This is a genomic window from Ruegeria sp. CDSA033 (assembly GCF_059612305.1).
Map to the genome: position 1 here is coordinate 190,885 of NZ_JBXWQI010000001.1, position 25,148 is coordinate 216,032.

The 25,148-nt window shown below is 57.2% G+C and carries 31 protein-coding genes and 1 tRNA gene; 15 read left to right on the forward strand and 17 right to left on the reverse strand.

The genetic code is table 11. From position 1 onward, the window contains the following. Window positions 1-11 precede the first annotated feature (11 nt). Entirely contained in the window at window positions 12-2,000 is a 1,989-nt protein-coding gene (gene rpoD, locus AC2FLA_RS00980) for an RNA polymerase sigma factor RpoD (protein ID WP_282150901.1), read from the forward strand. A gap of 193 nt (window positions 2,001-2,193) precedes the next feature. Here the strand turns inward: rpoD and AC2FLA_RS00985 are convergent, their stop codons facing one another. After that, window positions 2,194-3,231: a helix-turn-helix domain-containing protein gene (locus AC2FLA_RS00985; protein ID WP_496719812.1), complete on the reverse strand. Its 1,038-nt coding sequence runs from the start codon at window positions 3,229-3,231 to the stop codon at window positions 2,194-2,196. Between the two features lie 276 nt (window positions 3,232-3,507). Between AC2FLA_RS00985 and AC2FLA_RS00990 the strand changes: the two genes are divergently transcribed. The 6 genes from AC2FLA_RS00990 (at window position 3,508) to ribD (ending at window position 7,092) form a co-directional block, all read left to right on the forward strand. Beyond that, the gene (locus AC2FLA_RS00990) at window positions 3,508-3,942 is read left to right on the forward strand and encodes a thiol-disulfide oxidoreductase DCC family protein (RefSeq protein ID WP_496719813.1); all 435 of its coding nucleotides are present in this window, start codon (window positions 3,508-3,510) and stop codon (window positions 3,940-3,942) included. Further along, a complete protein-coding gene (locus tag AC2FLA_RS00995; protein WP_496719815.1) occupies window positions 3,943-4,491 on the forward strand; it encodes a DUF4166 domain-containing protein in 549 nt (182 codons plus the stop codon). A gap of 72 nt (window positions 4,492-4,563) precedes the next feature. Further along, a complete protein-coding gene (locus AC2FLA_RS01000) occupies window positions 4,564-4,971 on the forward strand; it encodes a hypothetical protein (RefSeq protein WP_496719817.1) in 408 nt (135 codons plus the stop codon). Window positions 4,972-4,989: 18 nt separating this feature from the next. Further along, a complete protein-coding gene (locus AC2FLA_RS01005; RefSeq protein WP_496719819.1) occupies window positions 4,990-5,403 on the forward strand; it encodes a secondary thiamine-phosphate synthase enzyme YjbQ in 414 nt (137 codons plus the stop codon). 121 nt (window positions 5,404-5,524) lie between these two features. Further along, the gene (gene nrdR / locus AC2FLA_RS01010; protein WP_058274803.1) at window positions 5,525-5,995 is read left to right on the forward strand and encodes a transcriptional regulator NrdR; all 471 of its coding nucleotides are present in this window, start codon (window positions 5,525-5,527) and stop codon (window positions 5,993-5,995) included. After that, the gene (gene ribD / locus AC2FLA_RS01015; protein ID WP_496719821.1) at window positions 5,992-7,092 is read left to right on the forward strand and encodes a bifunctional diaminohydroxyphosphoribosylaminopyrimidine deaminase/5-amino-6-(5-phosphoribosylamino)uracil reductase RibD; all 1,101 of its coding nucleotides are present in this window, start codon (window positions 5,992-5,994) and stop codon (window positions 7,090-7,092) included. Before nrdR ends, ribD begins: the two co-directional genes overlap by 4 nt. On the opposite strand, the gene AC2FLA_RS01020 is transcribed toward ribD, so the two are convergent. The 3 genes from AC2FLA_RS01020 to AC2FLA_RS01030 form a co-directional block, all read right to left on the reverse strand. Next, window positions 7,089-9,086 carry a capsule polysaccharide biogenesis protein gene (locus AC2FLA_RS01020; protein WP_496719823.1) on the reverse strand — a complete coding sequence of 666 codons (1,998 nt, stop codon included), beginning with the start codon at window positions 9,084-9,086 and terminating at the stop codon, window positions 7,089-7,091. The genes ribD and AC2FLA_RS01020 overlap by 4 nt on opposite strands. Continuing rightward, entirely contained in the window at window positions 9,086-10,219 is a 1,134-nt protein-coding gene (locus AC2FLA_RS01025) for a polysaccharide biosynthesis/export family protein (RefSeq protein ID WP_496719825.1), read from the reverse strand. Before AC2FLA_RS01025 ends, AC2FLA_RS01020 begins: the two co-directional genes overlap by 1 nt. An 80-nt stretch (window positions 10,220-10,299) precedes the next feature. After that, the gene (locus AC2FLA_RS01030) at window positions 10,300-11,598 is read right to left on the reverse strand and encodes a capsule polysaccharide biogenesis protein (RefSeq protein ID WP_496719827.1); all 1,299 of its coding nucleotides are present in this window, start codon (window positions 11,596-11,598) and stop codon (window positions 10,300-10,302) included. Between the two features lie 141 nt (window positions 11,599-11,739). Between AC2FLA_RS01030 and AC2FLA_RS01035 the strand changes: the two genes are divergently transcribed. The 4 genes from AC2FLA_RS01035 to nusB all read left to right on the forward strand — a co-directional run bounded on the left by AC2FLA_RS01035 (window position 11,740) and on the right by nusB (window position 14,594). Continuing rightward, on the forward strand, window positions 11,740-12,327 hold the full coding sequence (locus AC2FLA_RS01035) for a riboflavin synthase (protein WP_496719829.1): 588 nt from the start codon (window positions 11,740-11,742) through the stop codon (window positions 12,325-12,327). Between the two features lie 112 nt (window positions 12,328-12,439). Then, a complete protein-coding gene (gene ribB / locus AC2FLA_RS01040; RefSeq protein ID WP_496719831.1) occupies window positions 12,440-13,561 on the forward strand; it encodes a 3,4-dihydroxy-2-butanone-4-phosphate synthase in 1,122 nt (373 codons plus the stop codon). A gap of 2 nt (window positions 13,562-13,563) precedes the next feature. After that, window positions 13,564-14,115, forward strand: a complete 552-nt coding sequence (locus tag AC2FLA_RS01045; protein WP_496719832.1) for a 6,7-dimethyl-8-ribityllumazine synthase — start codon at window positions 13,564-13,566, stop codon at window positions 14,113-14,115. After that, entirely contained in the window at window positions 14,112-14,594 is a 483-nt protein-coding gene (gene nusB, locus AC2FLA_RS01050) for a transcription antitermination factor NusB (RefSeq protein WP_496719834.1), read from the forward strand. Before AC2FLA_RS01045 ends, nusB begins: the two co-directional genes overlap by 4 nt. A 154-nt stretch (window positions 14,595-14,748) precedes the next feature. Here the strand turns inward: nusB and AC2FLA_RS01055 are convergent, their stop codons facing one another. Beyond that, window positions 14,749-15,528, reverse strand: coding sequence for a helix-turn-helix transcriptional regulator (locus AC2FLA_RS01055; protein ID WP_496719836.1), 780 nt, complete (start codon window positions 15,526-15,528; stop codon window positions 14,749-14,751). A gap of 94 nt (window positions 15,529-15,622) precedes the next feature. Here AC2FLA_RS01055 and AC2FLA_RS01060 point away from each other — a divergent pair, with 94 nt between their 5' ends. Continuing rightward, entirely contained in the window at window positions 15,623-15,919 is a 297-nt protein-coding gene (locus tag AC2FLA_RS01060) for a hypothetical protein (RefSeq protein WP_496719838.1), read from the forward strand. A 255-nt stretch (window positions 15,920-16,174) separates the two neighbouring features. On the opposite strand, the gene AC2FLA_RS01065 is transcribed toward AC2FLA_RS01060, so the two are convergent. Together AC2FLA_RS01065 and AC2FLA_RS01070 are read right to left on the reverse strand one after the other, a co-directional pair. After that, window positions 16,175-16,600 carry an SRPBCC family protein gene (locus tag AC2FLA_RS01065; RefSeq protein WP_496719840.1) on the reverse strand — a complete coding sequence of 142 codons (426 nt, stop codon included), beginning with the start codon at window positions 16,598-16,600 and terminating at the stop codon, window positions 16,175-16,177. Then, a complete protein-coding gene (locus AC2FLA_RS01070; protein ID WP_109311983.1) occupies window positions 16,597-16,917 on the reverse strand; it encodes an ArsR/SmtB family transcription factor in 321 nt (106 codons plus the stop codon). Before AC2FLA_RS01070 ends, AC2FLA_RS01065 begins: the two co-directional genes overlap by 4 nt. Before the next feature lie 116 nt (window positions 16,918-17,033). On the opposite strand from AC2FLA_RS01070, the gene AC2FLA_RS01075 reads away from it, so the two are divergent. Next, complete coding sequence (locus tag AC2FLA_RS01075; RefSeq protein ID WP_058274815.1) at window positions 17,034-17,465, forward strand: MmcB family DNA repair protein; 432 nt, start codon at window positions 17,034-17,036, stop codon at window positions 17,463-17,465. 4 nt (window positions 17,466-17,469) lie between these two features. Here the strand turns inward: AC2FLA_RS01075 and AC2FLA_RS01080 are convergent, their stop codons facing one another. Further along, window positions 17,470-17,658, reverse strand: coding sequence for a DUF6324 family protein (locus AC2FLA_RS01080; RefSeq protein ID WP_113788748.1), 189 nt, complete (start codon window positions 17,656-17,658; stop codon window positions 17,470-17,472). A 77-nt stretch (window positions 17,659-17,735) separates the two neighbouring features. On the opposite strand from AC2FLA_RS01080, the gene AC2FLA_RS01085 reads away from it, so the two are divergent. Both AC2FLA_RS01085 and AC2FLA_RS01090 read left to right on the forward strand, forming a co-directional pair. Continuing rightward, window positions 17,736-18,218 carry a GNAT family N-acetyltransferase gene (locus AC2FLA_RS01085; protein WP_496719842.1) on the forward strand — a complete coding sequence of 161 codons (483 nt, stop codon included), beginning with the start codon at window positions 17,736-17,738 and terminating at the stop codon, window positions 18,216-18,218. A gap of 47 nt (window positions 18,219-18,265) precedes the next feature. Then, window positions 18,266-18,342 (forward strand) — tRNA-His (locus AC2FLA_RS01090). 104 nt (window positions 18,343-18,446) lie between these two features. Here the strand turns inward: AC2FLA_RS01090 and AC2FLA_RS01095 are convergent. The 9 genes from AC2FLA_RS01095 to AC2FLA_RS01135 all read right to left on the reverse strand — a co-directional run bounded on the left by AC2FLA_RS01095 (window position 18,447) and on the right by AC2FLA_RS01135 (window position 25,042). Further along, entirely contained in the window at window positions 18,447-19,253 is an 807-nt protein-coding gene (locus AC2FLA_RS01095) for an ABC transporter permease (RefSeq protein WP_282118774.1), read from the reverse strand. Beyond that, window positions 19,250-20,137, reverse strand: coding sequence for an ABC transporter permease (locus AC2FLA_RS01100; RefSeq protein WP_496720458.1), 888 nt, complete (start codon window positions 20,135-20,137; stop codon window positions 19,250-19,252). Before AC2FLA_RS01100 ends, AC2FLA_RS01095 begins: the two co-directional genes overlap by 4 nt. A gap of 71 nt (window positions 20,138-20,208) precedes the next feature. Next, window positions 20,209-20,922 (reverse strand): transporter substrate-binding domain-containing protein, encoded by a 714-nt coding sequence (locus AC2FLA_RS01105; RefSeq protein ID WP_058276110.1) that lies wholly within the window; start codon window positions 20,920-20,922, stop codon window positions 20,209-20,211. A 31-nt stretch (window positions 20,923-20,953) separates the two neighbouring features. Next, on the reverse strand, window positions 20,954-21,730 hold the full coding sequence (locus AC2FLA_RS01110) for an ABC transporter ATP-binding protein (protein ID WP_058274821.1): 777 nt from the start codon (window positions 21,728-21,730) through the stop codon (window positions 20,954-20,956). A 125-nt stretch (window positions 21,731-21,855) separates the two neighbouring features. After that, window positions 21,856-22,608 (reverse strand): phosphate/phosphite/phosphonate ABC transporter substrate-binding protein, encoded by a 753-nt coding sequence (locus tag AC2FLA_RS01115; RefSeq protein WP_496719844.1) that lies wholly within the window; start codon window positions 22,606-22,608, stop codon window positions 21,856-21,858. Next, window positions 22,605-23,042: a tellurite resistance TerB family protein gene (locus AC2FLA_RS01120; protein ID WP_496719846.1), complete on the reverse strand. Its 438-nt coding sequence runs from the start codon at window positions 23,040-23,042 to the stop codon at window positions 22,605-22,607. The genes AC2FLA_RS01115 and AC2FLA_RS01120 overlap by 4 nt, the downstream gene beginning before the upstream one ends. Before the next feature lie 20 nt (window positions 23,043-23,062). Then, window positions 23,063-23,512, reverse strand: coding sequence for a tellurite resistance TerB family protein (locus AC2FLA_RS01125; protein WP_058276107.1), 450 nt, complete (start codon window positions 23,510-23,512; stop codon window positions 23,063-23,065). A gap of 110 nt (window positions 23,513-23,622) precedes the next feature. Continuing rightward, a complete protein-coding gene (locus AC2FLA_RS01130; RefSeq protein WP_496719848.1) occupies window positions 23,623-24,399 on the reverse strand; it encodes an isocitrate lyase/PEP mutase family protein in 777 nt (258 codons plus the stop codon). 160 nt (window positions 24,400-24,559) lie between these two features. Beyond that, window positions 24,560-25,042 (reverse strand): bacterioferritin, encoded by a 483-nt coding sequence (locus tag AC2FLA_RS01135; RefSeq protein WP_109311992.1) that lies wholly within the window; start codon window positions 25,040-25,042, stop codon window positions 24,560-24,562. Window positions 25,043-25,148 lie beyond the last annotated feature (106 nt).

Here is a 25,148-nt window from a genome sequence, read left to right on the forward strand (position 1 = left end):
AGGAGCATTGAATGGCCGCCAAGGATACAAACGAAGACCGCAAATCCGACGAGCAGGAACAGGAAATCTCGCTGGACATGAGCCAGGCCAACGTCAAGAAAATGATCGCCGAGGCCCGCGAGAAAGGTTACATCACCTACGACCAGCTCAATCAGGTTCTGCCGCCTGATCAAGTCAGCTCGGAACAGATCGAAGATGTTATGTCGATGTTGTCCGAGATGGGCATCAACATCATCGAAGATGAAGAGGCCGAGGAAGAAGAGAACAAAGGCTCGACCGAACTGGTTGCCGCAGAAAGCAACCGTGAGGTGGCGCTGGCGGGTGCTGGTGCTGAAAAGCTGGATCGCACAGATGACCCGGTCCGCATGTATTTGCGTGAGATGGGCAGCGTCGAACTACTGAGCCGCGAAGGCGAGATTGCCATCGCCAAGCGGATCGAAGCCGGTCGCAACACCATGATTGCCGGTCTGTGCGAAAGCCCGCTGACCTTCCAGGCGATCACGATCTGGCACGACGAATTGTTGTCTGAAGACATTCTGTTGCGCGACGTCATCGATCTGGAGGCCACGTTTGGCAACCAGTTGGACGAAGACGGGGATGTCGAAGAGCCGGTTGTCGACACGTCTGCGGTTCAGGCGGCAAAACCCGCCAAGGAAACCGGCCCTGAGTTGGACGCCGACGGCAACCCGCTGAACAATGACGACGACGACGACGAAGACGAGCAGGCCAATATGTCGTTGGCCGCGATGGAAGCCGCGTTGAAAGATCAGGTTCTGACCACGCTGGAACGGATCTCGACCGACTTCGCAATGCTGTCGGAAATGCAGGATAGTCGGATCTCAGCGACCCTGAACGAAGACGACACCTTCTCGGAAAAACAAGAGGCGACCTATCAACAGCTGCGGTCTGAGATCGTAGAACTGGTGAACGGTCTGCATCTACATAACAACCGTATCGAAGCGCTGATCGACCAGCTGTACGGCATCAACCGTCGCATCATGTCTCTGGACAGCTCGATGGTGAAACTGGCGGATCAGGCGCGCATCAACCGTCGCGAATTCATCGACGCCTATCGTGGGCGCGAACTGGACCCGAACTGGCTGACCGAGATGGCTGAAAAGCCGGGCCGGGGTTGGCAGATGTTCATCGAACGCTCGACCGCCAAGGTCGAGGAACTGCGCAACGATATGGCTCAGGTCGGTCAGTATGTCGGCCTGGACATCCCTGAATTCCGCCGCATCGTGCAGCAAGTTCAAAAGGGTGAGAAAGAGGCGCGTCAGGCCAAGAAGGAAATGGTCGAAGCCAACCTGCGTCTGGTGATCTCGATTGCCAAAAAGTACACGAACCGCGGCCTGCAATTCCTTGATCTTATTCAGGAAGGCAACATCGGCCTGATGAAGGCGGTGGACAAGTTTGAATACCGTCGCGGGTACAAGTTCTCGACCTATGCGACCTGGTGGATTCGTCAGGCGATCACGCGGTCTATCGCAGATCAGGCCCGTACGATCCGTATTCCGGTGCACATGATCGAAACGATCAACAAGCTGGTCCGGACCGGTCGCCAGATGCTGCACGAGATCGGCCGCGAGCCGACGCCGGAAGAGCTGGCCGAAAAGCTGCAGATGCCGCTTGAAAAGGTTCGCAAGGTGATGAAAATCGCCAAGGAACCGATCAGCCTCGAAACTCCGATCGGCGACGAGGAAGACAGCCAGCTGGGCGATTTCATCGAGGATAAGAATGCCGTGCTGCCTTTGGACAGCGCCATTCAGGAAAACCTCAAGGAAACGACCACACGGGTTCTGGCCTCGCTCACGCCGCGTGAGGAACGTGTTCTGCGGATGCGTTTTGGCATCGGCATGAATACCGACCACACTCTGGAAGAGGTCGGTCAACAGTTCAGCGTGACCCGCGAACGTATTCGTCAGATCGAGGCGAAAGCACTGCGGAAACTGAAACATCCCAGCCGATCGCGCAAATTGCGGTCGTTCCTGGATCAGTAATCAAAAAGGCGCCTCAATCGAGGCGCCTTTTTCTTATCCGTTCACGCGATGATCACGGTGACCGGTTCAAACCTCAAATTGGCGAGAACTCACAAGGCAAGCGACGTTGTGGTCCCTATTTCTGCCTTGTCCACTCATGGGACAGGCCGGGGCGAGGCTGAGCCGCTGATGACCCCCGGCCACCCGGTTCGTGTCACGGTTCCAACCGGGTGCGGAACGTGCTGGGGGCCTGACCGGTCCAGCGTTTGAACGCTGTCGAGAAAGCAGGTTGATCCGCATAGCCCAGCGAATAGGCGATTTCCGATAGGGGCATCCCGTTGGTGATAAAGGTCTGCGCCAGATCGCACCTCAGGTCTTCGACAATCTCACGATAGCTTGTCCCTTCATTGTTCAGTCGTCGGGCAAATGTGCGTGGGCTCATACCGAGGTTCGAGGCCGCATCGTCAGCCTGAATGATCGTGCCGGGCATGGATCGGGTGATCAGCCCCTCGACCTGCGCCCTGAGCTTTTGCGTCGGCTCGCTGCTTTCAGCCAGAACTCGATCGCCATAAGACAGAAGATGCGCGCGCAGAGTGGGGTCATAGGTGGGAACAGGCAAGTCCAGTGAGGACAGCGTCAACACAATCTCCAACCGTTCCGCACCAAAGGTCACCGGAAAGCCTGCCAATTTCTGGAAATCTTTGCGGGCTTCGCCGACTTCATGCTGAAAGCGGATTTCAGTTGGGAAAAAATTTGTTTGCGTCAGTGACCTGATGCGGGCGAGCGCCGCGAAAATCAGAAATTCGGTACGGCGGTGGTATCGTGCAAAACTGGCGTCTTTCCAGTCGGCTTCGATAGAGGCAAAGTTGCCCGCAACGCGTAGACTGAAAAACAGCGCCGGGTCGATCATCCCGTGAAAACGCGAAGTGTTTTCCACCACCTGCTTCAGATCACGCGAGTATTTGCTAATATACGCCGTCAGGCTGGAAGAGGACCTGAAGCCAAGCCCGGTACTGGCCGCGAAGGTAATGTCATGCAAGGCGTCGCAGGCGTAACGGACAAACAATGCCTCTTTATGCGCGCTGTACGATGTAACAGGCGGCGCGATATCGCTGCGGCTCAGACCGGATTTAGCCAGCACGCGATCACCAATCGAAGGATCTTCTGCCCTTTGATCCAGTGTCTTGGACAACACTTGAATGCGGGCAATATCGACGTCCATGTTCAAACCCGAGTTAGCAGCGTGTTTCATTTCGTGGCCTTTGTTCCGGCCACGGGCGGGGGTGTTGTCACCTATTCAAATAACAATGGCAGAATTTCGCAAGACTACATTGGGTGTCATACGTATTTTCCGCGTGCTGTCGGGTTAAGCCTTGTGGGGATGAGGTCAGAGCCCAGGAAACTTGTCGCGCAGATGACCCGCGGCTCCCCGACACATATCAATTTGCAAAGATGGCCCAGTGTCGCATTGCTCGGAATGCGCAGTGATGCGAATGTGCGTCAAAACGGGTTAACGAGCGTAACTGGCATGACCAAACTGGCAACAGATGCGGCGTATGGTCAGGATTTCATCGTCTTTGACGGCGAATGCGTTCTGTGCTCGGGGTTTTTTCGTTTCATGGTTGCCCGGGACAAGGCGCAGCGGTTCAAATTTGCCACCGCGCAGTCGCCATTGGGGCAAAGGCTGTATTCTCACCTTGGACTCCCGATGCGGGATTTTGAAACCAACCTCGTTGTGACTGACGGGGTGGTTCATCAACGGTTAGATGCCTTCGCGGCTGCGATGCGCAAGTTACCGGGGTTTTGGTGGGTTCTATCAATCTGCAGATTTCTTCCTCGTATCATAAAAGACCCGCTGTATCACGTGATCGCAAGAAACCGGTATGCCATATTCGGACGTTCGCCGACCTGCATGATCCCGGACAAAACGCTGCAAGCTCGCTTTCTGCCTGAGGGGTTCTGAGTGCAACCCGATCCTTTTTTGCAAGCCTTGCCCGTGGGCACGAACCTGCCCAAGGCGCTGCAGGCCTTGCACAGCACGGGCGGATTTTTTTCCGGTCGATGCTCGGTCACGCCGGGCAGGGGGTGGCTGGCCAAACTCGCTTTGCGCTTTGCCGGCATGCCGTCCGGGGGTGACGACATCCCGGTGCGTCTCAGGGTCGAGCAAGAGGGGAACGCTTGGATATGGACGCGCGATTTCGATGGTCACATCACCCGATCGCGGCTGACGTTGGACCAAGACCAGGGATGCGTCTGCGAGCAGTTTGGGCAGGTCTCCGTTTGGTTGAAGCCGGTATTTGTACCCGAGAGGTTAGAGATCCAGATCATGCGCCTCAGTCTGTTGCGAGTTCCTTTCCCGAAGGTGCTTCTGCCGCAATCAAAGACCGAGGAATGGCAGGATGATGAAGGACGGTTCCGGTTTGACGTGTCGGCCCGGATGCCGCTTGTTGGGGCTTTGATCCGGTATCAGGGCTGGCTAACGTTCGATCACGCGGGGACCCGCTTTGCCTGAATTGATTGTGAACCAGCTTTGCCCGGTAAGAATGTATACTATTTGAGAAATTACCTCGAAATGAATGAGAGTATGATTATGAAACAGGTTATGACATTGGCGGTTTCTGCCGCGATCTTGCTGTCAGTGCCCCTATCGTCGGCCTCGGCTGCGCGAAACGGATTTCAGACGGTTGCCGTCAACAGCAATATGTTCGAAGTGATCCCGCGGGCCCGTCAGGACGTGGACGGGTATTGGTGCGCGGCTGCAGACTTTGCGCGCCGGACTTTGGGTGCAGGTTGGCAGCAACGTATCTATGTGGTGCGCGGCTATGGTCCCAGCGAAGCAACGGGTCGCCGCACGGCCGTTCAATTCTCGCTGCAGCAACCTACAAACGTTGCCCAGCAAAGCAGTTCGATCTCAGTCGGTTTCAAGGCTGGCGAAAGCATGTCGGTTCAGGGGGCAAACGGACGTTGCAACATCCGCCCGTTCCGCAATTGATTGAGGACTGATCGCCACATGCAGACCGAGTTTATTATTTCGACGAACGGGCCGGGGTTGTATGAGTTCACCTCGGACGTGCGCAACTGGCTTAACTCGGTCTCAGGCGATGGTTTGCTGACATTGTTCGTGCGGCATACGTCGTGTTCACTGACCATTCAGGAAAATGCCGATCCCGAGGTGCAATCGGACCTGCGCGCCTTTTTTGACAGATTAGTGCCGCCGTCCAACGACCCCGCGATGGCCTATCTGCGCCATACTTACGAGGGTCCCGACGACATGCCCGCGCATATCAAGGCGGCACTTTTACCTGTATCGCTGTCTATTCCCGTGTCCATTGGGCAACCGATGCTGGGGACATGGCAAGGTATTTACCTGTTTGAACACCGCACCGCAGCGCATGTGCGAAGGGTCGCGGCACATTTTGCCTGACCCCTTTATCTTGCGGTGGAAATTTCCGACTACCCAAATCCTAGCGGCTACCCTATAGTTGTGGATAAGTAAGTCATAGTGCTTACAATAAGAGGCGGAACCAGGGACGAGGAGACGGTGGATGCGCTGCCCGTTTTGCGGAAATATCGATACTCAAGTCAAAGATTCACGCCCGGCAGAGGACCATGCGGCCATTCGCCGGCGCCGGTTCTGCCCCGCGTGTGGGGGGCGGTTTACGACCTACGAACGTGTCCAGTTGCGTGATTTGGTGGTAATCAAAACCAACGGCAAACGCGAAGATTTCGATCGGGACAAGTTGGAGCGTTCGATCCGCATTTCGATGCAGAAACGCCCGATTGATCCGGAACGTATTGACCAGATGATTTCTGGTATCGTGCGACGTCTGGAAAGCATGGGCGAGACCGACATCCCGTCCAGCAAAATTGGCGAGATCGTCATGGAAGCTCTGGCGCGGATCGACACCGTCGCCTATGTTCGCTTTGCGAGCGTATACAAGAATTTCCAGGCGGCCGATGACTTCGAGGAGTTTGTCCACGAACTGCGCCCGCCGCAGCCTTCGACGGACGAGTGAGCGAAACAGATAAGCGATACATGGCGCTTGCCCTGTCTTTGGGGCGGCGCGGTCAAGGGACGTGCTGGCCAAATCCAGCCGTCGGTTGCGTGATCGTGCGTGACGGGCGCATTGTGGGGCGCGGTTGGACCCAGCCGGGTGGCCGCCCGCACGCCGAACCACAAGCACTGGCTCAAGCCGGAGACGCGGCGCGGGGTGCCACGGCCTATGTCACGCTTGAACCCTGCGCCCACCACGGTAAGACACCCCCATGCGCCGAGGCCCTGATCGCGGCAGGTGTGGCCCGCGTTGTCGCGGCTATCGAAGACAGCGATCCGCGTGTTGCAGGGCAGGGCTTTTCCATGCTGCGCGAGGCCGGGATCGAAGTGACCACCGGCGTTCTGGCCGAACAGGCAGCCCAGGATCTTGCGGGGTTCTTCCTGAAAACTGAACAGGGGCGTCCTTTCGTAACCCTGAAACTGGCCAGCAGTTTTGATGGACGCATAGCCACCGCCACCGGGCACAGCCAATGGATCACCGGCCCAAAGGCGCGGCGTGCGGTGCATGCCATGCGCGCGCGTCATGATGCGGTGATGGTCGGGGCGGGCACCGCGCGCGCCGATGACCCATCCCTGACCGTTCGGGATATTGGAGTCGACACTCAACCAGTGCGAATTGTGGTCTCGCGCCATTTGGACATTCCCTTGTTGGGGCAGCTGGCGCGCACGGCTGCTGAGGTTCCTGTTTGGCTATGTCACGGCCCATCCCCGGATGCCGAGCGTGCCCGTGCGTGGGAAGGGCTTGGGGCGCAACTGCTGCCTTGCGCGCTAGACGATCACCAGATCGATGCAGCGGACTTGTTGCAGCAGTTGGGTAAAGCAGGTCTGACCCGCGTGTTCTGCGAGGGTGGGGCAGCTTTGGCGGCGTCACTGCTTGCTGCGGATTTGGTCGATGAATTGGTCGGGTTCACCGCCGGGCTTGCGATCGGTGCCGAAGGGTTATCAGCCATCGGCACGCTGGGGTTGGACAGGTTGGACAATGCCCCGCGTTTTGAGTTGATCGAGACCCAGGTCATCGGGCCGGACATCATGCACCGTTGGGCGCGGGCGCTGCGTTAACGACGCCAGATATGTGCATGGGTCGCGAATGCGCCTTGTAGTTTTGACAGAACTCGAAGCAGTGGACCGCCTGCGGGCGCCGCACCTTGTGACAGCCGTTCAACCGCAACTTCTACGGGGCAGGGCTCGCCTGTCACAGGGTCCATATACCGGGGATAATCGATCAGCGCCGCGTGAACCAAACCCAAAACCGTTGGTCGTGCGCCCCTGCGGACTGGGACGGTTCCCAAATCGTTCGTCAGCCCCCAACCGGCATAGAAAGGCGCGCCCAGGGTGGTCACACTGACACCGCGCATCAAAGCCTCGAACCCTAGCAATGAGGTCATGGTCCAGACCTCCTGGACCTGCGACAGCAGAGCTGCCGGGTCGCAATGGGTGGCGATTACATCGGCGAGGTCTGCGGCCTCGACTGCACCATCGCGCAAGCCCGCTTCGACATCGGGGTGCGGTTTGTAGATCAGAATGGCGTTTGGGTTTGCCTCGCGCACGGCGCGCAAAAGATCGGTATTTGTGCGAACAGTGCTGGTGCCCAACTGGATTGAAGCATCGTCTTCGACCTGACCGGGGACGAGTATGCGATGCCCCTCAGGCAAATCCGGTGCGCCGACCCCTGTGTTGTACTTGGTGATTTGGGCGGACACGATTTGAGCGATCAGCCTTTCGGCACGCAATTCCTGATCTGGCCGCAGAGTTTCCCGGGCGGCAATAAACCCTTCCAGTTGGCTGGGATGCGTCGGGTCGTAATAGATCCCCTGATTGTCCGTTGCCAATGACAGGGGCGGTACAAGATCTGCTCCCAGCCCGCGCGAGCGCAAAAAGCCATCCTCGACACGGACAGCGCTTTCCGTGCCCCTGGCTTTACTTGCCCAGACCATATGAGGGCGATCTGACTGCGCTGGTTGATCGTCAGTGAAGCGGATCGTTTTCTCGCGCCCAAACATCTGTTGCAGGTGTTTGCGTTTCCACAGGCGCATACCCGAGGCCGTCCAGCCCTTGTGATCCTGCCGCCAGGCGCGGGTTCTCGCCTCAAGCGTGTCCAGAACGGTTTCCAACTCGCACAGCTGGTCCCGGTATGGATCGTACCAGGTTGGATAGAGGATCATCGCCGCAGCGAACAATTGCGCGCGCGTCAGGTTGCGTTGGCGGCGTGGCAGGTGTGCCTCATCCTGCGTCAGTCCCCAACCTGCATAGAAGGGCTGGCCAAAAACACGCGGCTTATGTCCGGCCAAAATCGCCTCGAACCCCATCTGTGAGGACAGGGTGTAAACGCCAACCGCACCTTCCAACAAAGCCCACGGGCTGACCGGTGTGCTGATGACCGAGACGCGATCGGTTTGGTCAGCGGTGGAGAAATAGCCTGAACGATGCCCGGCGATGGTGTCGGGATGTGTCTTGATCAGAACTTTGGCGCCAGGATTCTCTTCCTGCGCCATGACCAGCATTTCGCGAAACCGGGCCTCATCCCCGGCGCTGGCCGTTACAGCCGCGTCGTCGCGGACCTGATCCACCACCAGTACATAGCCGGGGTCAGGGGGCGGAGCGGTCAGATCAAAGGCCGAGTATTTGCTAAGATGCAGGTCGCGCATCCGTTCAATCCCGCCCCTTGCGCGGTTCAGCAGGGCGGTGTCGTCCAGGGGATCGGTGGCCAACAGCGTTTCCAGATCGGACGCCTGAGCCGCATCGAAATGTAAGCCGGATCGATCAAGCAACAGGCCAAGTGGCGGCTCTCCGCTGCGGCCAGGATGCAAAGACCGAAGAAAGGCGTCTTCGACGCGCAGCACTGGGGCATCGTGCCGAGCCGCAACAGCAAGGCCGCGATGGGCCGTCGGGCTGTTGCCCCAAACTCCGACGGCATCACCGTCTTTGGGCAGGCCAATTCGGATGTCGTAACCGGACAGGGACAATATTCGGCGAATTCGGCGGGATGTCAGGAAACCGCCATTGTAGACAAGCAGCCGGGTACGTTCAGACCCGGCTGTTGTTTCAAGCGACATCAGTTGCCTGTCAGTGTGGCGACATTGGCCAGCGGTGTAAGGCCGCCGGAAATCAGGGAAATTGACTTGGTCCACTGCGCATATGGCGCTTCTGTCACATAGATTGTGTCGCCGTCGCGGATCACGAAGTCCCGTGCAATGAACAACCCGTTGGGGGCGGTCAAGTTCAGCAGGTAAATCATGCGCTGATCGCCCTGCAGGTCCGGACGGCCCATCACTGAACGAGCAATGTCCTGACGTTCCTTTCGCAACACGAAAATGCCGGTGGGGTCCGAGGATAGGGGCAGCAATCCGCCAACCTGGGCCAATGCTTCGAGCGCCGAAAGGTCCTGGGTGTCAAACGCAACCCGGGATTGGCCACCGGTTGCGCCAAGCGCAATGTACGACCGGCTGTCGGCTTCAACCAGAATGCGATCGCCGCCACGCAGAGCGACATCCAGCTTTGGGTTGCTGAACAGATCGTCGTACCAGACCGTCCCTTTTTGGTTACCCCTGAGTAGCGTCACAACCGCTATGTCGGAACCAACGGATACGCCACCCGCACGTGACAGCATGCCTGAGAGGGTACGGGTTGGAAGTTCAATTGGATAGATCCCCGCCGACCCGATGCTTCCTGTTAGTGAAACGGTCGCACCATCTCCCGCAGCCCGGCGGACTTCGACTTGAGGGTCAGGCGTCTGGTCCTGCAATTTCCCAGTAATTATTTGACGCAGTTGTTCGGGCGTGTTTCCAGCGGCGCGCACACGTCCTGCATAGGGCACAAAGATGAAGCCATCGGCGTCTACCTGAACATCATTGAGTGATGTGGCAGAGCTGACGTCACCTGATAGCAGGCCATCATCGACGTTTTCCCAGATCGTCAATCCCAACACGTCGCCAGGGCGAACTGTATCCGCCGTCAGGCTCTGCGCGCTGGTGAAGGAAGACGAAAAACCGAATTGGGGGACTTTGGATGTCGCTCGTGCGACCCTGTCATCCACCTCGACGACAAAGGCATTGCCACCATTTTCAACTGAACCCGCTAAAATCTCGGATTTGTTGGGGCCCGATTTAGGGAGCTGGCACGCGGTCAGCACGCCACATACAGCCACAAGGGCGGCTCCTCGCACCCAGCGAATTGGAAAGCACTGCACTGCCGATTATCCTCAGTCGTCTTTTGTTTGCGTCAACTTAGCTTGATCGGGGTTCAACATCCAGCACCAACCAACCCGGCTCAATCGACGAGTTTCAACTGTGGCGTCGACGCCTCGTTGTTAGACAAAACGGACTGATAGGGATCATGCGCCTGCAACAGCATGTCCGCAGCCCGGCGCAGCAGTTGCCGTCGCCCACGCAGTGAATAAAAACCGCCGGGTAACTGGCTGGTTTTCAGAAGAAATTGCCTGTAAGCCCGGTAAGAGTCGTGGTCCGGGATGTCCGGGTTGGCAAAGAACTGGGCAATGGGTTGCTGTGAAACAAACTCGGGTTTGTCGTAGACGGACTTTCCAAAACTGCGCAACGGGATTCCGCGCCACAGAACTTGTTGACCAGCCGTAGAGTTGATCGTCACTGCTGTGTTCGCGTCATCCAGCAATCCAGCCAGTTTGCCGCCGGGAACGTAGTGCACGCGATCCGCCACTTGATGCGCGCGAGCTATTTCGCGCGCTCTGCGGCGCAGTGGCTCGCGATGGTTTTCCAGCGGATGTTCCTTCAGAACCAGAAGGTGATGGGCCGGAGCGCCTTTGGCAAAACCTGATATGACATGCTCTAAAAAGTCCGACATGCAGGTATAATCTGAATGGGCTTGCACCGAACTGTCATGACCCAGTTGCAACAGGGCCAGGTGATAGGGTGCACCGTTTCGCCGAACGCGCATGGTGGCCCAGCGACGCCTAATCCTGTGGAAAGGCATCAGTGCAAGCCGTTTGAAATACAAACTAAATTCTTTTGAAACGGGCAATTCTCGGTGCGACTTGAAGTTGGAGTACCTCTGATTCAGGAACAGAACAAACCAGTGATAAAGCGCACCGTAGAATATGTGTTGCCGCATATCGCCCCAATGGGACGGCGGCGGTGGAACTGGTGCCTCGGACTGGTCAAGCGCATCTTGCATCTGGGCGACGTCCAAAGACATCAACCGTGAGTGTCCATTTGATCCGTTCCGTTCGTAAGTGACCCACCACGGGCGCAGATACCCCTCTTCAAAAACATGGACAGTCACATCCATCTCGCGCGCAATATCCACAGCTTTGGCATGCACCGGACGGGTGTCGCCGTATAGAACGATATCTGTGACCGACTGCGACCGGATCAGTTCCCGAAGGGTTTCGGGCCATTGCTCGGAATTGTCCAAAAACGGGATGTAGGTGCTGCGGTCAAACCAGAACGCCTGATCACCGGCGTTAAACCCCACGCGCAAAACATCAGCCCCGGCGGCGCGCAAAGCGCGTGCCAGTGCGCTAAAGAAAGGGCCATGCGGTCCCTGCAAAAACAGGAATACACGGCGATGCGAGCGCGAGGCGAGTGGATGCATCCTGGTCTGCTCTTTATCGTTTGGTACCAAAATTATGCCTGTATACATCAATCCGGGCAAGGCAGGGCTTGCCCGCAGCGTTTCTTGGGCTTACCTCGGCGGTTACACATACGCACAGGTTATAAGCTAAGGGTGAAAGCAATGTTCACAGGGATCGTCACCGATATCGGAATTGTTACCGAGTTGGACCAGCAAGGGGATCTGCGCGCTCGGATCAAAACGGGCTATGACACTGGGGGTATTGATATTGGCGCATCCATCGCCAGTGACGGCGTCTGTCTGACCGTGATCGCCCTTGGGGATGATTGGTACGATGTGCAGATCAGCGCCGAGACCGTGTCGAAAACCAATCTGAACACATGGCAAGTTGGCAAACGCGTGAACCTTGAACGCGCCCTCAAGGTTGGGGACGAACTGGGTGGGCACATTGTTTCCGGCCATATCGACGGCGTGGCCGAGGTTGTTGCCCTGCTGGACGAAGGCGACAGCACCCGAGTAACGTTGCGCGCGCCCAAGGAATTGGCCCGCTTTGTCGCACCCAAGGGATCAGTTGCGCTGAACGGAACCTCGCTGACGGTCAATGACGTGGACGGTTGCGATTTTGGGATCAATTTCATCCCCCACACCAAAGAAGTGACAACCTGGGGCGATGTCTCGCTCGGTGATCAGGTGAACCTCGAGATTGACACGTTGGCGCGCTACGTCGCCCGTTTGGCCGAGATGTCCTGACCCACCGGTTTCGACGCCGCGTTTTGACGATCCGTGGCCGCAAGTGCTCTGGTATTTGAGCGCTTGGTGGTCTATCCAGCCGTCCAGACACGCTCTTGTGAAAGGCTGCCCCATGAGCTTTGAAACCCCCGGTCCCGTCGAGGCCCAGCTGCGCGACGCGATCAGCCCGATCGAAGATATCATCGAAGAGGCGCGCAAGGGCCGGATGTATATCCTGGTCGATCATGAAGACCGCGAGAACGAGGGTGATCTGGTCATCGCGGCCGAGTTTGCGAATGCCGAGGCGATCAACTTTATGGCCACCCATGGACGCGGGTTGATCTGCCTGCCGATGACGGCAGAGCGCGTCGACGCCCTTGGCCTGCCGATGATGGCCGTGAACAACTCATCCCGTCACGAAACCGCATTCACTGTGTCCATCGAGGCGCGCGAAGGCGTATCAACCGGCATCTCGGCAGCAGATCGCGCGCTGACCGTTGAAACGGCGATCAACGAGCAAAATACGATGGCGCACATCGCGACACCCGGCCATATCTTTCCGCTGCGCGCCAAGCGGGGCGGGGTGCTGGTGCGCGCCGGTCATACAGAGGCGGCGGTCGATATCTCTCGGCTTGCCGGGTTGAACCCCTCAGGGGTGATTTGCGAGATCATGAAGCCCGACGGCACCATGGCGCGCCTGCCTGATCTGGTCGCGTTCGCCAAAGAACATGACATGAAGATCGGCACGATCAGCGATCTGATTACGTATCGGTCGCGCAACGACAATCTGGTCGTTGAAACCTCACGCACGACCGTGACATCGGAATATGGCGGTGAATGGGAAATGCGCCTGTTTACCGATCAAACACATGGCATCGAACATGTCGTCATGATCAAGGGTGACATCACCACGCCCGAGCCGGTTTTGACCCGAACCCATGCACTGCATGAAGCGCCTGATATTCTGGGCCTGGGTCCGAAATCGCCACAGGAACTGCCGCGCGCGATGGAAAAAATTACCGCCGAAGGACGGGGCGTGGTTTGCCTGTTTCGTGAACCGCGCAACGCGCTATACGCAACCGATGACGAAGGCCCGCGCACCATCAAGCAAACCGGTCTGGGGGCGCAGATCCTGTCCAAGCTGGGCATCCAGGAACTGGTGTTGCTGACCGATACACCGGAAACGAAATATCTGGGGCTCGACGCGTTTGGAATCTCTATCGTCGGAACCCGTTCCATTCTCAAGGATGATTGATCGTGGCTGAACAAGACAAACACGGCGTACTGCCAACGCCGACATTCGACAAGCCTGTGAAACTCTTGATTGTGGTGGCACCTTTCTACCGCGCCATTGCCGACAATCTGGTTACTGGTGCCAAGGCCGAGATCGAAGCCGCTGGCGGCACCTGCGAAGTTGTTGAGGTTCCAGGCGCGCTGGAAATTCCGACCGCCATCGCCATGGCGGATCGTCAGTGCAACTATGATGGCTACGTGGCGCTAGGCTGTGTCATTCGCGGCGAGACCACGCATTATGAAACGGTGTGCAACGATTCCAGCCGGGCGATCCAGTTGATGGGCCTGCAGGGTCTTCTTATTGGCAACGGCATCCTGACGGTCGAAAATGACGATCAGGCCGAAGTCCGCGCAAATACCAAAAAGATGAATAAAGGCGGTGGCGCCGCCGCTGCGGCCTTGCATCTGATTGCACTCAGCCGTAAGTGGGGCTCTTCCAAAAAGGGCGTGGGCTTCAAGCCGCCGTCCGAGTCCATCCTTGTGGCGGGCGACAACAACGGACCCACAACAGCATGACCCAGACAGACGCGCCGAAACCGGCCAACCAGAAACGCCTGATGAAATCCGCCGCCCGGCTTTATGCCGTGCAGGCGCTGTTCCAGATGGAACAGTCGGGCCAGACGACAGAAGCAGTCGTGAACGAGTTTTTGGATCATCGGTTTGGCGCTGTCTATGAGGGCGAGGAAATGCTGGACGGCGATATCCGCGTGTTCCGCAAGTTGGTTGAAGACGCGGTGAATTATCAGGCACCGATTGACCAGATGACTGACCGCGCTTTGGTCGCCAAATGGCCCATCGCGCGCATTGACCCGACCCTGCGCGCCACCTTCCGTGCGGCCGGGGCCGAACTTACGCAAAGCGACACACCGCCAAAGGTCGTCATCACCGAGTTCGTTGACGTGGCGCGCGCATTCTTCCCGGACGGCAAAGAACCGAAATTCGTCAACGCCGTTTTGGATCACATGGCCCGCGAAGCACAGCCAGAGGCGTTTTGAGTTAAGCCTTAGTCCAGATGAATAAGGCGCAGCCACACAATGCGCTGCGCCTGAAATCTAAAAATGCACTTGTTTAAACAAGTCTTCGGCCTCCACCACTCACAGTTTTATCCAAAGACACCAACATTTTATCGGAACGTAGCCGGCGTGCCACCTATCGATTCCGATAGCCCGGCGGATTGATCAGGCCAAGTTGCATCGCTCGGACCAGTGCGGATTCTCTGGTCGGGGCTCTCAGTTTTTCGCGCGCATTCTTCAAATGGGTTCGTACCGTAATTTCCGAGAGGTTCAACAGTTCGGCGATTCTATCGTTTCGGTGCCCAAGAGCCAAAAGGTTCAGGACCTGCAGCTCTCGTGGCGTCAGGTCCGGAGCGGTTGGAGCAATGCTGGCGATGTCGTACACACGGCCGTGATTGCTGGGGATATCCGATCCCAGATTGGTGGCCAGCACGGTTGCCAGGACACGCATTTCGCGCTGCCGTTCAGTCATCTGAACCTGGGCGTCCGGTCGGTCCGATGACAAAACCACCAGCTTGGCCTCGTTGTCGGGGCAGGGAACCACCAGAGAGTAAAGGTGAATATATCCGGCCTTTTCCAGATCGTGATTCAGACCCAGCGCCTTGGTGGAATGGCCGTCCGCGGGCCGGAGGCTTGCGGCCTGCACGTAGAGGCTTTCCCTGCCATTTTGAACCTGCGCCAGCATCGGATCCGCTTCGGCGTAACCTTGGCTGTCATAGCGGTTCAGCCAACCTTTGGACATTGAACTTCGAACCCAATGAATGGCGCCAGTCTCGGGCGTAAAGCAAAGCATGTTCAGTGCGTTGAACCCGATGTCAGTCAGACGGTCTAACGTGAACTCCCACCGTTCCTGATCATCATGGCGCAGAGAAAGTTCTTCGAGAAGATCAAGCGTGAACAGGCTGAGGGCATTCATAGAAACTCCGAATATAGTGTCGCACCCGTTGAGGCCGCGGTTTACTCAGCATGACCATGCGCTATCATCACGGTATCAGACAAGGAGCTTTGTCGTGCCCAAACTGGTCCGCCTTTACATCACGCAAGTTGCATGGGGATTTGTCATCTCGGCCCTGTTTGTCGGGGTGCTGCTGGCGCTGAACGTGGCCAACTTGCGCGGCCTGATTTTCGGATCCGAGATCGGGTTAATCGCTCTGGCAATGATCTGGTTCATGAACGGCATCGTGTTCGCCGGTGTTCAGTTCGCCTACGCGATCATGAGTATGGCGGAAAAGCCAACAGGCCCCAGGCGCGGTACACCTGTTGCGGCCAAGTTCGAACCCGCCCGCGTTGCGGTGGACAAGGGCTGAGCCAACCTATTTCGGAAAATGAAGACTCTCCCAGACCGGGTGAGGGATAAGTTTATGTGGCGGGACCGCCAGTCAACCGTGCGGTGTGATTCCCGAGGACCTGTATGTACAGGTGGGCGCCAGGTAATCAGGCCAGGACCTGAACAGAGCCAGCCCCCTCGGAATTGCTTAAGGCCACCAGAATGCTACCAATCACAAGAAGGGCAGAACCCGCCACGGGCCTAAGTAGGGGTTGCGGCGGGTTTGCACAAGGGGTCAGGCGTCAACAGTTTCGTGCAGGGTATTGCGCATCTTGCCCAAATGTTCGTCCCAACCGTCATCGAGTGCAAGGATCAGGCCAAATGCCTCTGCGCCTTGCGGCAGCCCTTCGTGAACCAAGCCCAGCCGGGTACCGCCCGGTACCGGGTCCAGCGTCCATTTTACGACGCTAACAGCGTCTCCCATGGGTTTGATGGTGAATGTATATTCCAGGTATTCGGGCGGACGGGCAGCGCGTACCTCACCCCAGATCAGAAGATCGCCACTGGTAGTCCCGAACATCTCAAGCTTCTGACCGGCGGCCAACGGACGCTCTGGTTTGTGAAACCACTCTGCCAAGCGGGCGGGTTCGGTCAAATAGGCCCATACGGTTTCCGGCGTGGCCCTCAGGAAAATTTGCTTTTGCAGAACTGCATTCGTCATTTTTTATTCCTTTCAATAGCTTCCTTCAGATTATTCAGGCGATCATCCCAGAACTGGTCAAAATAGCTGAACCAGTCGAGGATGGGGGCCAATCCGTTCGGCTCCAGCCGGTTAATGCGCTCGCGTCCACGCGCCTCGACGGTGATAAGGCCGCCATCGGAAAGAACGGTTAGGTGCTTTTTGACGGCTGCACGGGTCATATCGAACTGATCGGTCAGCTGAGCGATCGTCATGTCGCCGGACGCAAGGATCTGGACGATCTCCCGTCGGGTCGGGTCCGCTAGGGCGCGGAATGCGTTTTGAATTTGCGTCTGCATTGGTCACCTCAGTAGTGATACCATTTGGTATTGCAATTTATGAGATACCAGATGGTATCATGTCAAGAGTTTTTCTGGCGCTTGATTTTTGTTCACGAATTGTTCACATTTCAGGAATGACACTGGATTTACAGCCCGGACAAAAACTGGCCCGTGGGGTTTCGCGCCACTTGTTGGCGCATGGCTTTGTATCTGTTGAGGAATTTGTCCCCACCCGCGGTCTGCGCGTCGACGTCATGGGATTGGGCCCCAAGGGGGAACTGTGGGTCATCGAGTGCAAATCTAGCCGCGCAGATTATCTGACGGATTCCAAATGGCAGGGGTATCTGGATTGGTGTGATCGCTTTTTCTGGGCCGTCGATACCGACTTCCCAACCGATCTGTTGCCCGAGGAGACCGGGCTGATCATCGCAGATGCTTATGACGCCGAAATTATCCGAATGGCACCGGAAGATAAGCTGGCACCTGCGCGGCGCAAGAAGATGATTCAGAAGTTTGCAACAGATACAGCCCGCAGATTGCAGGCATTGCGCGATCCAAGAATTTGAACTGTCAGTCTTTTACGATCCGGGCAGCTTGCACAGCGGCGAGGATTTCGTCAGCGATTTCTTCCGCTTCTTCAGGTTCGAAGTCCATTGGAATTTCGACGCCGTCGGCCTCGATGAACAGGCGGACCATGCCGTGGTCGGTCGGGCCGATCTGAAGGTTTGCCTGAATGTCACGTTCGGTGTTGATGCTCATTTGCGCCTCCGGGACTGAGCGTTCCTGCTAGCGCGCAAAGGGTTGAGAATCAAGCCGCCTTTGAGGTCAGGTAGAGCATGGAAGATATTCTGATCAGACCAATCCTGCCGGATGATGCGCCCTGGTTGGTAGAACAGCACGGTCGCCTCTATCAGCGGGACGAGGGGTTTGATGGCACGTTCGCCCCCCTTGTCGAGAGCATTCTGGCCGACTTCGTCACGTCACACGATCCAGCGCGAGAAAGGGGATGGATCGCGGAGCAGGGTGGCGCGCGCCTTGGCAGTATCTTTTGTGTCGCGCTGAACGACCACACCGCAAAATTGAGGTTGTTTCTGTTGATGCCAGAGGCCCGTGGACAGGGCTTGGGTAAACGTATGCTCAACACATGCATGGGGTTCGCCCGCGATTCTGGTTATCGTGATATGGCCTTGTGGACGCATGAAAGCCATCGGGCAGCTTGTGCACTTTACAGGGCATCCGGATGGCAATTAACCGGCAGCAAAAAGGTTCATTCTTTTGGCTGTGATCTTGTCGAACAAAGCTGGGAAATTCGTCTTTAATTCTCTTGCATTCCCTGCGCGTGTTCGGTACATCGCCCCTCACGAGTGCCGCCTTAGCTCAGTTGGTTAGAGCGCTGGATTGTGGATCCAGAGGTCGCCGGTTCGAATCCAGCAGGCGGTACCATTTTCCCTTATTCATAACGCTTTCTCAGTACTTTCCTGAGATTCTCGGAAAGAAAAAACCGGGCCAAAAACAAGCCCGGCTGCCGAATTGTTTGGTTGCCTGACTTAGCGCGCCAGGTTCAGACGGAACCTCATCTTGGCCTTTCTGGCTGCTGGCAAGTGCCGGTTCAGCCGTTTGTTGATCAGCCCAAAAACACCGACAACCACTAGTGTCAGCAGGATGAAGTAAAAGGCCAGAATCGGGTAGGGAATGAACGGATTGAACGTCTTGTCGGCGAAATAGCTGGCGTAATACAGCGCGTCGCCACGCTGTTGCCAGGCGGGGAAGGCCGAAAAGAAGACCAGTGTAGTGGCGTGAAACAGGAAGATTGCTTCGTTCGTGTAGGCAGGCCAAGCCAGACGCAGCATGGTGGGCCAGATGATCCGACGGAACCGTGACCAGCCCGACATGCCATAGGCATCAGCGGCCTCGATATCACCCTTGGGGATCGAGCGCAGCGCGCCATAGAAGATCTCACCGGTATAGGCGGCGGTGTTCAGGAACAAAACGATCAACGCCCCCAGCCATGCCGACGTCAGGGCGTCGAACATGGGATAGGACTTCTTCAGCGACAGGAAGAAGAAGTAGGCAAAGAAGAACTGGATGAACAGCGGCGAGCCGCGGAAGATAAAGATGAACCACTCGGATGGTTTGCGCAGCCACTTGTTGGTGGATGCTTTGCCCATTGCCACGGCGGTTGCCAGAAAGAACCCGGTGACCAGTGCCATGATGCCGAAATAGATATTCCAGATCATGCCTGAACCGATCAGGGTGAATTGCTCGCACAGGGTAAAATCGTTGCGCGGCAGTAGCCGCTCACCAAGGCCCAGGGAACGCAGGCCGTAATCCTGGATGGTCTGGATGCAGCTCATGCGGTGGTCTCCTTGCGCAGAAGCTCTCCGCCTGATGTGGCCTGTCCGTGGGACAGGCGGCGCATCAGCTTTTCAAGCCCGATTTCTGAGACGCGGGTCATGCCGAGGTAGAAGATCAGCAGAGCCAGGAAGTACCACATGCGCCAGTCGCCATGGGGGTATTGGGTGAATTTCGTGGTCTTGGTCCCGCCCAATTCGCGGGCCCAATAGACGATGTCTTCGATGCCCAGCAGGAACAGCAGCGGGGTGGCTTTGATCAGCACCATCCACAGGTTCGACAGACCGGGCAGGGCGTAAACCCACATTTGCGGCACGAGGATGCGCCAGAATGTCTGGCTGGGGGACAGACCATATGCGGCTGCTGTTTCCAGCTGCGCATGGGGAACCGCCCGCATGCCGCCGAACAGCACGTTGGCCGCAAAAGCGCCGAAAACGATCGAGAATGTGATGACTGCGAGGAAGAAACCATAGGTCTCATGCACAAATTCCGGCGCGGTGCTCAGCGGCAGTTTTGCCGACTGGCAAACGATGAAGTCGTTGCCCTGGCGGATCGGGTCCGTCCAGTCAGGGCAAAGGATCTTATGGCGCGTCCATTCAAATGCCTGATCCAGCGCGATCACAAAGAACATGAAGAAGGCGATGTCCGGCACACCCCGTACAATCGCGATATAGCCTTTGCCCAGCCAGCTGACGGGGGGGATATGCGAGCGGGCGGCCATTGCTCCGATGAACCCGAAACTCAACGCCACGGGCGCCGTGACGGCCAGCAACAGCAGGACCTTCAGGAACGAAAGGTAGAACGACCAGTGTACGCCGTTGGTCAGATAGCAGGAAAACCAGCGGAACGTGCCCAGCGTATCGGGATCAGTGCAAAACGAGAAAATGGCGGGCCTCTTGAGGTGCTAAGGCTCAGGGGCGGCGCGCCCCGGTATTGGGGCGCGCAACCTGATTCAGATCAGAAGGTCGAGGACACTTCCCATTTGGTGATCAGCTCGTTCAGGCTGCCGTCGTCCTTCATGGACTGGATGGCAGTGTTGAGCTTTTCTTTCAGATCACCGTCCGACTCGCGCACACCGATGCCGACACCACCGCCCAGCGGGACATCTTCGGCGACAAAGCGCAGGTCCGCGTCTTCATCTGCAATCGGTGCAAGGAAAGACTTATCGGCCAGAACGGCGTCAGCTTCGCCATTGCGCACGGCTGCGATGGTTTCTTCGGGGCTGGCGAACTCGACCAGAGTTGCACCGGATTCAGCAATGTAACCGGCCTGAATGGTGCCGGTCTGTGCCGCAACAACGCCGTTCGCGACATCTACGTCGTCGGAGGTTGCAACATAAGCCGACGGATCTGGCGGCGTGTAGTTCTGAGTGAAATCAATCACTTCGTCACGCTCGTCGGTGATCGACATGCCCGCGATGATGACGTCATAGTTGCCCGACACCAGGTTCGGAATGATCGAATCCCAGTCGTTCTTGACCCATTCGCATTCCAGGTTTGCGCGCTTGCACAGCTCATCACCCAGCTCACGCTCGAAACCGTCGATCTCGCCGGCGTCATTGATGAAGTTCCACGGAGGGTAGGCGCCTTCGGTGCCCATGCGGACCGTATCGGCCATGGCCATACCGGCGCTCAGCGCCAGTGCTGCTGTGGTCAGAATCAGGTTTTTCATTGTTACTCCCCTTTTTGGTTCTGTCCTGAATTTATGCCGCCATGGTGGCGGAGAGAAAACCCTGAAGTCGCGTGGATTCAGGGGTCGTAAAGATGTCTTCCGGCAGGCCTTCTTCTTCGATGAGGCCTTGATGCAGGAACACCACATGGCTTGAGATATCGGCAGCCATTTTCATATCGTGTGTCACGATGATCATGGTGCGACCTTCGGCGGCCAGATCCTTGATCACTTTGATCACTTCCTGTTCCAGTTCGGGGTCCAGCGCCGAAGTCGGCTCGTCGAACAGCAGGGCCTGAGGCTCCATGCACAGGCCGCGCGCAATCGCGGCGCGTTGCTGCTGACCGCCTGACAGTTGCGCGGGATATGCGTCGCATTTGTCGCCGATGCCAACCTTTTCCAGATACCTACGGGCGCTGTCTTCAGCCTCGGCCTTGTCGCGGCCCATGACGGTCACTGGGGCCTCCATCACGTTTTGCAGGATGGTCATATGGGCCCACAGATTGAACTGCTGAAACACCATCGACAGGTTTGTGCGAATACGCAGGACCTGTTTGGGATCGGCTGGACGGCGGTTATGTGCGTTGCCAGTCCAGCGGACCGGTTCGCCCTTGAACAGAATCTCGCCCTCTTGGCTGTCTTCCAACAGGTTGCAGCAGCGCAGAAGCGTCGATTTGCCAGAACCGGACGAACCAATGAGTGAGACGACATCACCGCGTCTGGCGGTGATATCCACCCCTTTCAATACCTCAAGATTGCCAAAGCTCTTGTGTAGGTTCTTGATCTCGATGACCGGAGTGGAATCTGTCACGGGTGGTCCAGCTGCTATTGGTGTTGGTGCGGTACTAGGGCTGAAATTTCAGAGCAATGCAATGCGCAAATGACACGGAACGGGCCACAAACTGTCAAAATGACCAGACGTTCTGACCAAAGTGGTCAGGGATCGATCAATTTGGCAGCATCAGGGGACGGGTCGGGAACGGCAAGGTAATGCTCGGCTGAAATGTCGATCAGACCACGCAAGTGCAGCATCTTTTGGTCGGCAGGGGAAAGATCGTTGATGGCTGCACGAACCGCCTTTGCAATCTGGGGCGCATCCTGACTATTGGCCGTAATGTAGGGCAGAGCGGGCGAAGGTTCCGTTGCTGCGACCTCGCGAAGCTCAGCGTCCAAATTCGAGTGTTCCTTGAGCAATTCCCACGTAAGCGCATCCAGCGCGGCATAATCCGCGCGGCCTTCCGCAACAGCGGCTGCCGAAAGGGCATGACCGCCAGTTTCCAACACGGAACTTGGAAGACGGCTGTGACGTGACAGATGAACCATGGGCGCAGCCCAACCGGACTGAGAAATCGCTTCATTGTAAGCAAAGGTGCCGTCGGCAAGCTGGTCCAGATCGCGGGTATCGTCTTTTCGGGCCACGATAACAGACCGGTAGTGCCCTGGCGGACAGCCTGCCAAACCGTAGTCCGGCGTGCCGACAAGCTGAACTATACCGTGCAATCGGGTGCGGTAAGGCATGCCGCATGTTTGGGAGAAAACAAGGTCGGGACTATGCCAGACATCCCAGACGTCGGCGCCACGTGTCAGATGCGCGGGGCCAAATCCAAGATGCGCCCGAATCAACGACCAGAACCGATCATTGGCTGGTTGCAGCGCGGGCATGTCGTACATGCCCAGCACTGAAATCACGATTTGGCTGCCTTTTGCCGGGCCAGGGCGGAATCGACGTCGCTGACACCCATCAGGCTGACTAGGAGACGCAGCAGCGAATCTTCTTCGCCGGTCCGATGCCCATCGGCCAGTGCGACCGACCACATCGCCTGAACCACGGCCAGACGATCTTCGTAAGCGACAGCCTCTTTGATCGCGCGGGTAAAGCGGACGGTATCGGGGGCTTCGGCTTCTAGATCTTCGGCGCTGGCGCGAAGGGCTGCGGCCTCAAAAGGGGACAGGCCATAGCGTTCCGCCGATATCCGGTCGATTCGTGCCATTTCCGTGTCGGCATAGTCGTTGTCGGATCTGGCGATGCGTACCAGAAGGGCCGTAAGGGCCAAACGGGCGTCGTTATCGGCAAGTGGGTCGGGCTGCGGCTGCGTGAGCCGGGACAGAAAATCGCTGAACATGAATTGGTTATAGAAGCGGACTACTTCTGTTCCAAGCGCGTTTGTACCCGTTCATGCGCTTCTTGGCTGTCTTTAAAGCTCAGGCCCATGGCGATGCGGGCTTCTTCGACGATCTTCATTTCGCCTTCGTCCGAATTGCCATCGGCCAGAACGACCTCCCACAAAGCGTCCAGCGCGGCCAGACGTTCCTGCAGGTCGGTTGTTTCGCGGATCAACTTGCCGAATGTATCGGTGTCTGGCGCGGCGGCGTGCAATTTTTCGCAGGTGGCGCGGACTTTGGCGGCCTCGATCGCGTTGTGCTGATAGAGCCGCGCAAGAATACGGTCGATCAGGCTGATTTCTTCCAGCTTGTAATCCCGATCCGCCTGCGCCACGCGCACCATCAAAGCACCCAAGGCCAGTTCGGCGTCAGGATCGGGCAAATGGTCGTGCTGTGGCGGGCGAAACGCCTGAAGGAATTTTTTCAACATGTCGCGAGGATATTCCATATTTTGTGGCCCGCCAAGCGCTGACTACCCGTCATAGCCGTGAATGGTCACAACTTTGCCGGTATCCGCTTGTATCGGTATCTACCCGCTGGCTAGGCGCCTGACTGCAGCGCCTGTTTCGCTTGTTCCTGCAGCCAGCCCAGCATATTCCGGTACGGCACAGGCCCATAACTGATCCGGGCGACGCCCAGTGACGCAAGTGTCGCGGTATCCGGCGTCCCGGGCAGGGCAATGATATTCACAGGTAGATCAGTCGATTCGCAAAGCCGGGCGATCATGTCCTCATCCTTGAGGCCGGGTGCAAAGAATCCGTTGGCACCCGCGTCGGCATAGGCTTTGGCGCGGGCCATCGCATCGTCGAGCATCGCCTCGTCATGCGTTTCCGGCGCAGCCTTCAGGAAGATGTCCGTTCTGGCGTTGATAAAAACAGGGATGCCAGCGACGTCGCACCCTTCGCGCATCGCACCAACGCGAGCCGCCTGGGTTTCGATGTCGTACAGGTCTTTGGTGCCGACAATCTGGTCTTCGAAGTTGAAGCCGACGACACCTGTTTCAAGTGCACTTTGGACATTGGCGATGATTCCCACCGCGTCCTCGGCATAGGCCCCCTCGAAATCCAAAGAAACAGGAAGGTCTACGGCGCTGACGATTCTGCCGGCGTTGTCCAAAGCGACATCCAGCGGGATGTTCTGGCCGTCGCCAAACCCCTGCGCCATTGCAACGGGTGCGCTGCCGGTCGCCAATGCCATGGCGCCTGCATCCCGCACGGCACCGGCGCTGCCAGCGTCCCAGATGTTAAAAAGGATGACCGGATCGCCCTTTTTGTGCAGGGCCGCAAAGGTTTCCGCGTTTTGGATTTGATCGGTCATTTGGGCCTCTCCTGTCATCATTTACCCAACAGTAACCATGTGGAACTGTGCCCGAGTAGTGTTTTTTGGCCGCACACCGTCACTTTGCGGTGACGAAAGAAAATGGGCCAACATTTGTTGGCCCGAATTCTGCGACATGGTGAGATCAGTTGAAGATGATTTAGTCTTGGCCGGCAGTGCCAGATACGTATCTGGCGCTGAACGCCGACTCGCCTAGCCGCTTGAGAAGTGACAACTCGGTCTCCAGCCATGCTTTGTGGCCTTCTTCCTCCAGCAAAATTCGTTCAAACAATGTTCGGGTTCCAACGTCGCCAGCCTCGGCCGCTTGTGCTGCGGCTTGGGTGTAGAAATCGATGGCTTCCATTTCATCCTTCAGGTCTGCGGTAAACATCTCTTCCAGGTCGTCCGCCGCCTTTGGGTTTTTCTGAAGCTCAAGCTCTGGCTTTGCGCCCAGGAAAAGAATGCGTTCGATATAGGCATCAGAATGCCCCAATTCTTCCTGCATTTCGCCGCGCATTTTTTCGGCCAGGATGTCCAAGCCCCAGTCATTCAGCACATGCGCATGCAACTGGTACTGATGCGCAGCCGTCATTTCCATGTGAAGCGCTTGTTGGAGGTTTGTGATCGTTGTCGCATTGCTCATCGGAATACTCCTGAATCTTTGAACTGCATCAAATTACGCGGCACGCCGGCCTGCTTGTTCAAATAGTTAGGAGGTTACACCCCACAAAACAATGCGGGGTGACAGT

Bases quoted from the DNA above. Each gene is read 5' to 3' on its own strand.
- AC2FLA_RS01065 (WP_496719840.1), bottom strand. From the start codon at position 16,600: ATGACGAATGCAGTTCTGCAAAAGCAAATTTTCCTGAGGGCCACGCCG.
- AC2FLA_RS00985 (WP_496719812.1), bottom strand. From the start codon at position 3,231: ATGAAACACGCTGCTAACTCGGGTTTGAACATGGACGTCGATATTGCC.
- AC2FLA_RS01055 (WP_496719836.1), bottom strand. From the start codon at position 15,528: ATGAATGCCCTCAGCCTGTTCACGCTTGATCTTCTCGAAGAACTTTCT.
- nrdR (WP_058274803.1), top strand. From the start codon at position 5,525: ATGCGCTGCCCGTTTTGCGGAAATATCGATACTCAAGTCAAAGATTCA.
- nusB (WP_496719834.1), top strand. From the start codon at position 14,112: ATGACCCAGACAGACGCGCCGAAACCGGCCAACCAGAAACGCCTGATG.
- AC2FLA_RS01125 (WP_058276107.1), bottom strand. From the start codon at position 23,512: ATGTTGAAAAAATTCCTTCAGGCGTTTCGCCCGCCACAGCACGACCAT.
- AC2FLA_RS01135 (WP_109311992.1), bottom strand. From the start codon at position 25,042: ATGAGCAATGCGACAACGATCACAAACCTCCAACAAGCGCTTCACATG.
- AC2FLA_RS01120 (WP_496719846.1), bottom strand. From the start codon at position 23,042: ATGTTCAGCGATTTTCTGTCCCGGCTCACGCAGCCGCAGCCCGACCCA.
- AC2FLA_RS00990 (WP_496719813.1), top strand. From the start codon at position 3,508: ATGACCAAACTGGCAACAGATGCGGCGTATGGTCAGGATTTCATCGTC.
- AC2FLA_RS01130 (WP_496719848.1), bottom strand. From the start codon at position 24,399: ATGACCGATCAAATCCAAAACGCGGAAACCTTTGCGGCCCTGCACAAA.
- AC2FLA_RS01070 (WP_109311983.1), bottom strand. From the start codon at position 16,917: ATGCAGACGCAAATTCAAAACGCATTCCGCGCCCTAGCGGACCCGACC.
- AC2FLA_RS01075 (WP_058274815.1), top strand. From the start codon at position 17,034: ATGACACTGGATTTACAGCCCGGACAAAAACTGGCCCGTGGGGTTTCG.
- AC2FLA_RS01030 (WP_496719827.1), bottom strand. From the start codon at position 11,598: ATGCATCCACTCGCCTCGCGCTCGCATCGCCGTGTATTCCTGTTTTTG.
- AC2FLA_RS01000 (WP_496719817.1), top strand. From the start codon at position 4,564: ATGATTATGAAACAGGTTATGACATTGGCGGTTTCTGCCGCGATCTTG.
- AC2FLA_RS01105 (WP_058276110.1), bottom strand. From the start codon at position 20,922: ATGAAAAACCTGATTCTGACCACAGCAGCACTGGCGCTGAGCGCCGGT.
- AC2FLA_RS01035 (WP_496719829.1), top strand. From the start codon at position 11,740: ATGTTCACAGGGATCGTCACCGATATCGGAATTGTTACCGAGTTGGAC.
- AC2FLA_RS01005 (WP_496719819.1), top strand. From the start codon at position 4,990: ATGCAGACCGAGTTTATTATTTCGACGAACGGGCCGGGGTTGTATGAG.
- AC2FLA_RS01080 (WP_113788748.1), bottom strand. From the start codon at position 17,658: ATGAGCATCAACACCGAACGTGACATTCAGGCAAACCTTCAGATCGGC.
- AC2FLA_RS01095 (WP_282118774.1), bottom strand. From the start codon at position 19,253: ATGAGCTGCATCCAGACCATCCAGGATTACGGCCTGCGTTCCCTGGGC.
- AC2FLA_RS01085 (WP_496719842.1), top strand. From the start codon at position 17,736: ATGGAAGATATTCTGATCAGACCAATCCTGCCGGATGATGCGCCCTGG.
- rpoD (WP_282150901.1), top strand. From the start codon at position 12: ATGGCCGCCAAGGATACAAACGAAGACCGCAAATCCGACGAGCAGGAA.
- AC2FLA_RS01020 (WP_496719823.1), bottom strand. From the start codon at position 9,086: ATGTCGCTTGAAACAACAGCCGGGTCTGAACGTACCCGGCTGCTTGTC.
- ribB (WP_496719831.1), top strand. From the start codon at position 12,440: ATGAGCTTTGAAACCCCCGGTCCCGTCGAGGCCCAGCTGCGCGACGCG.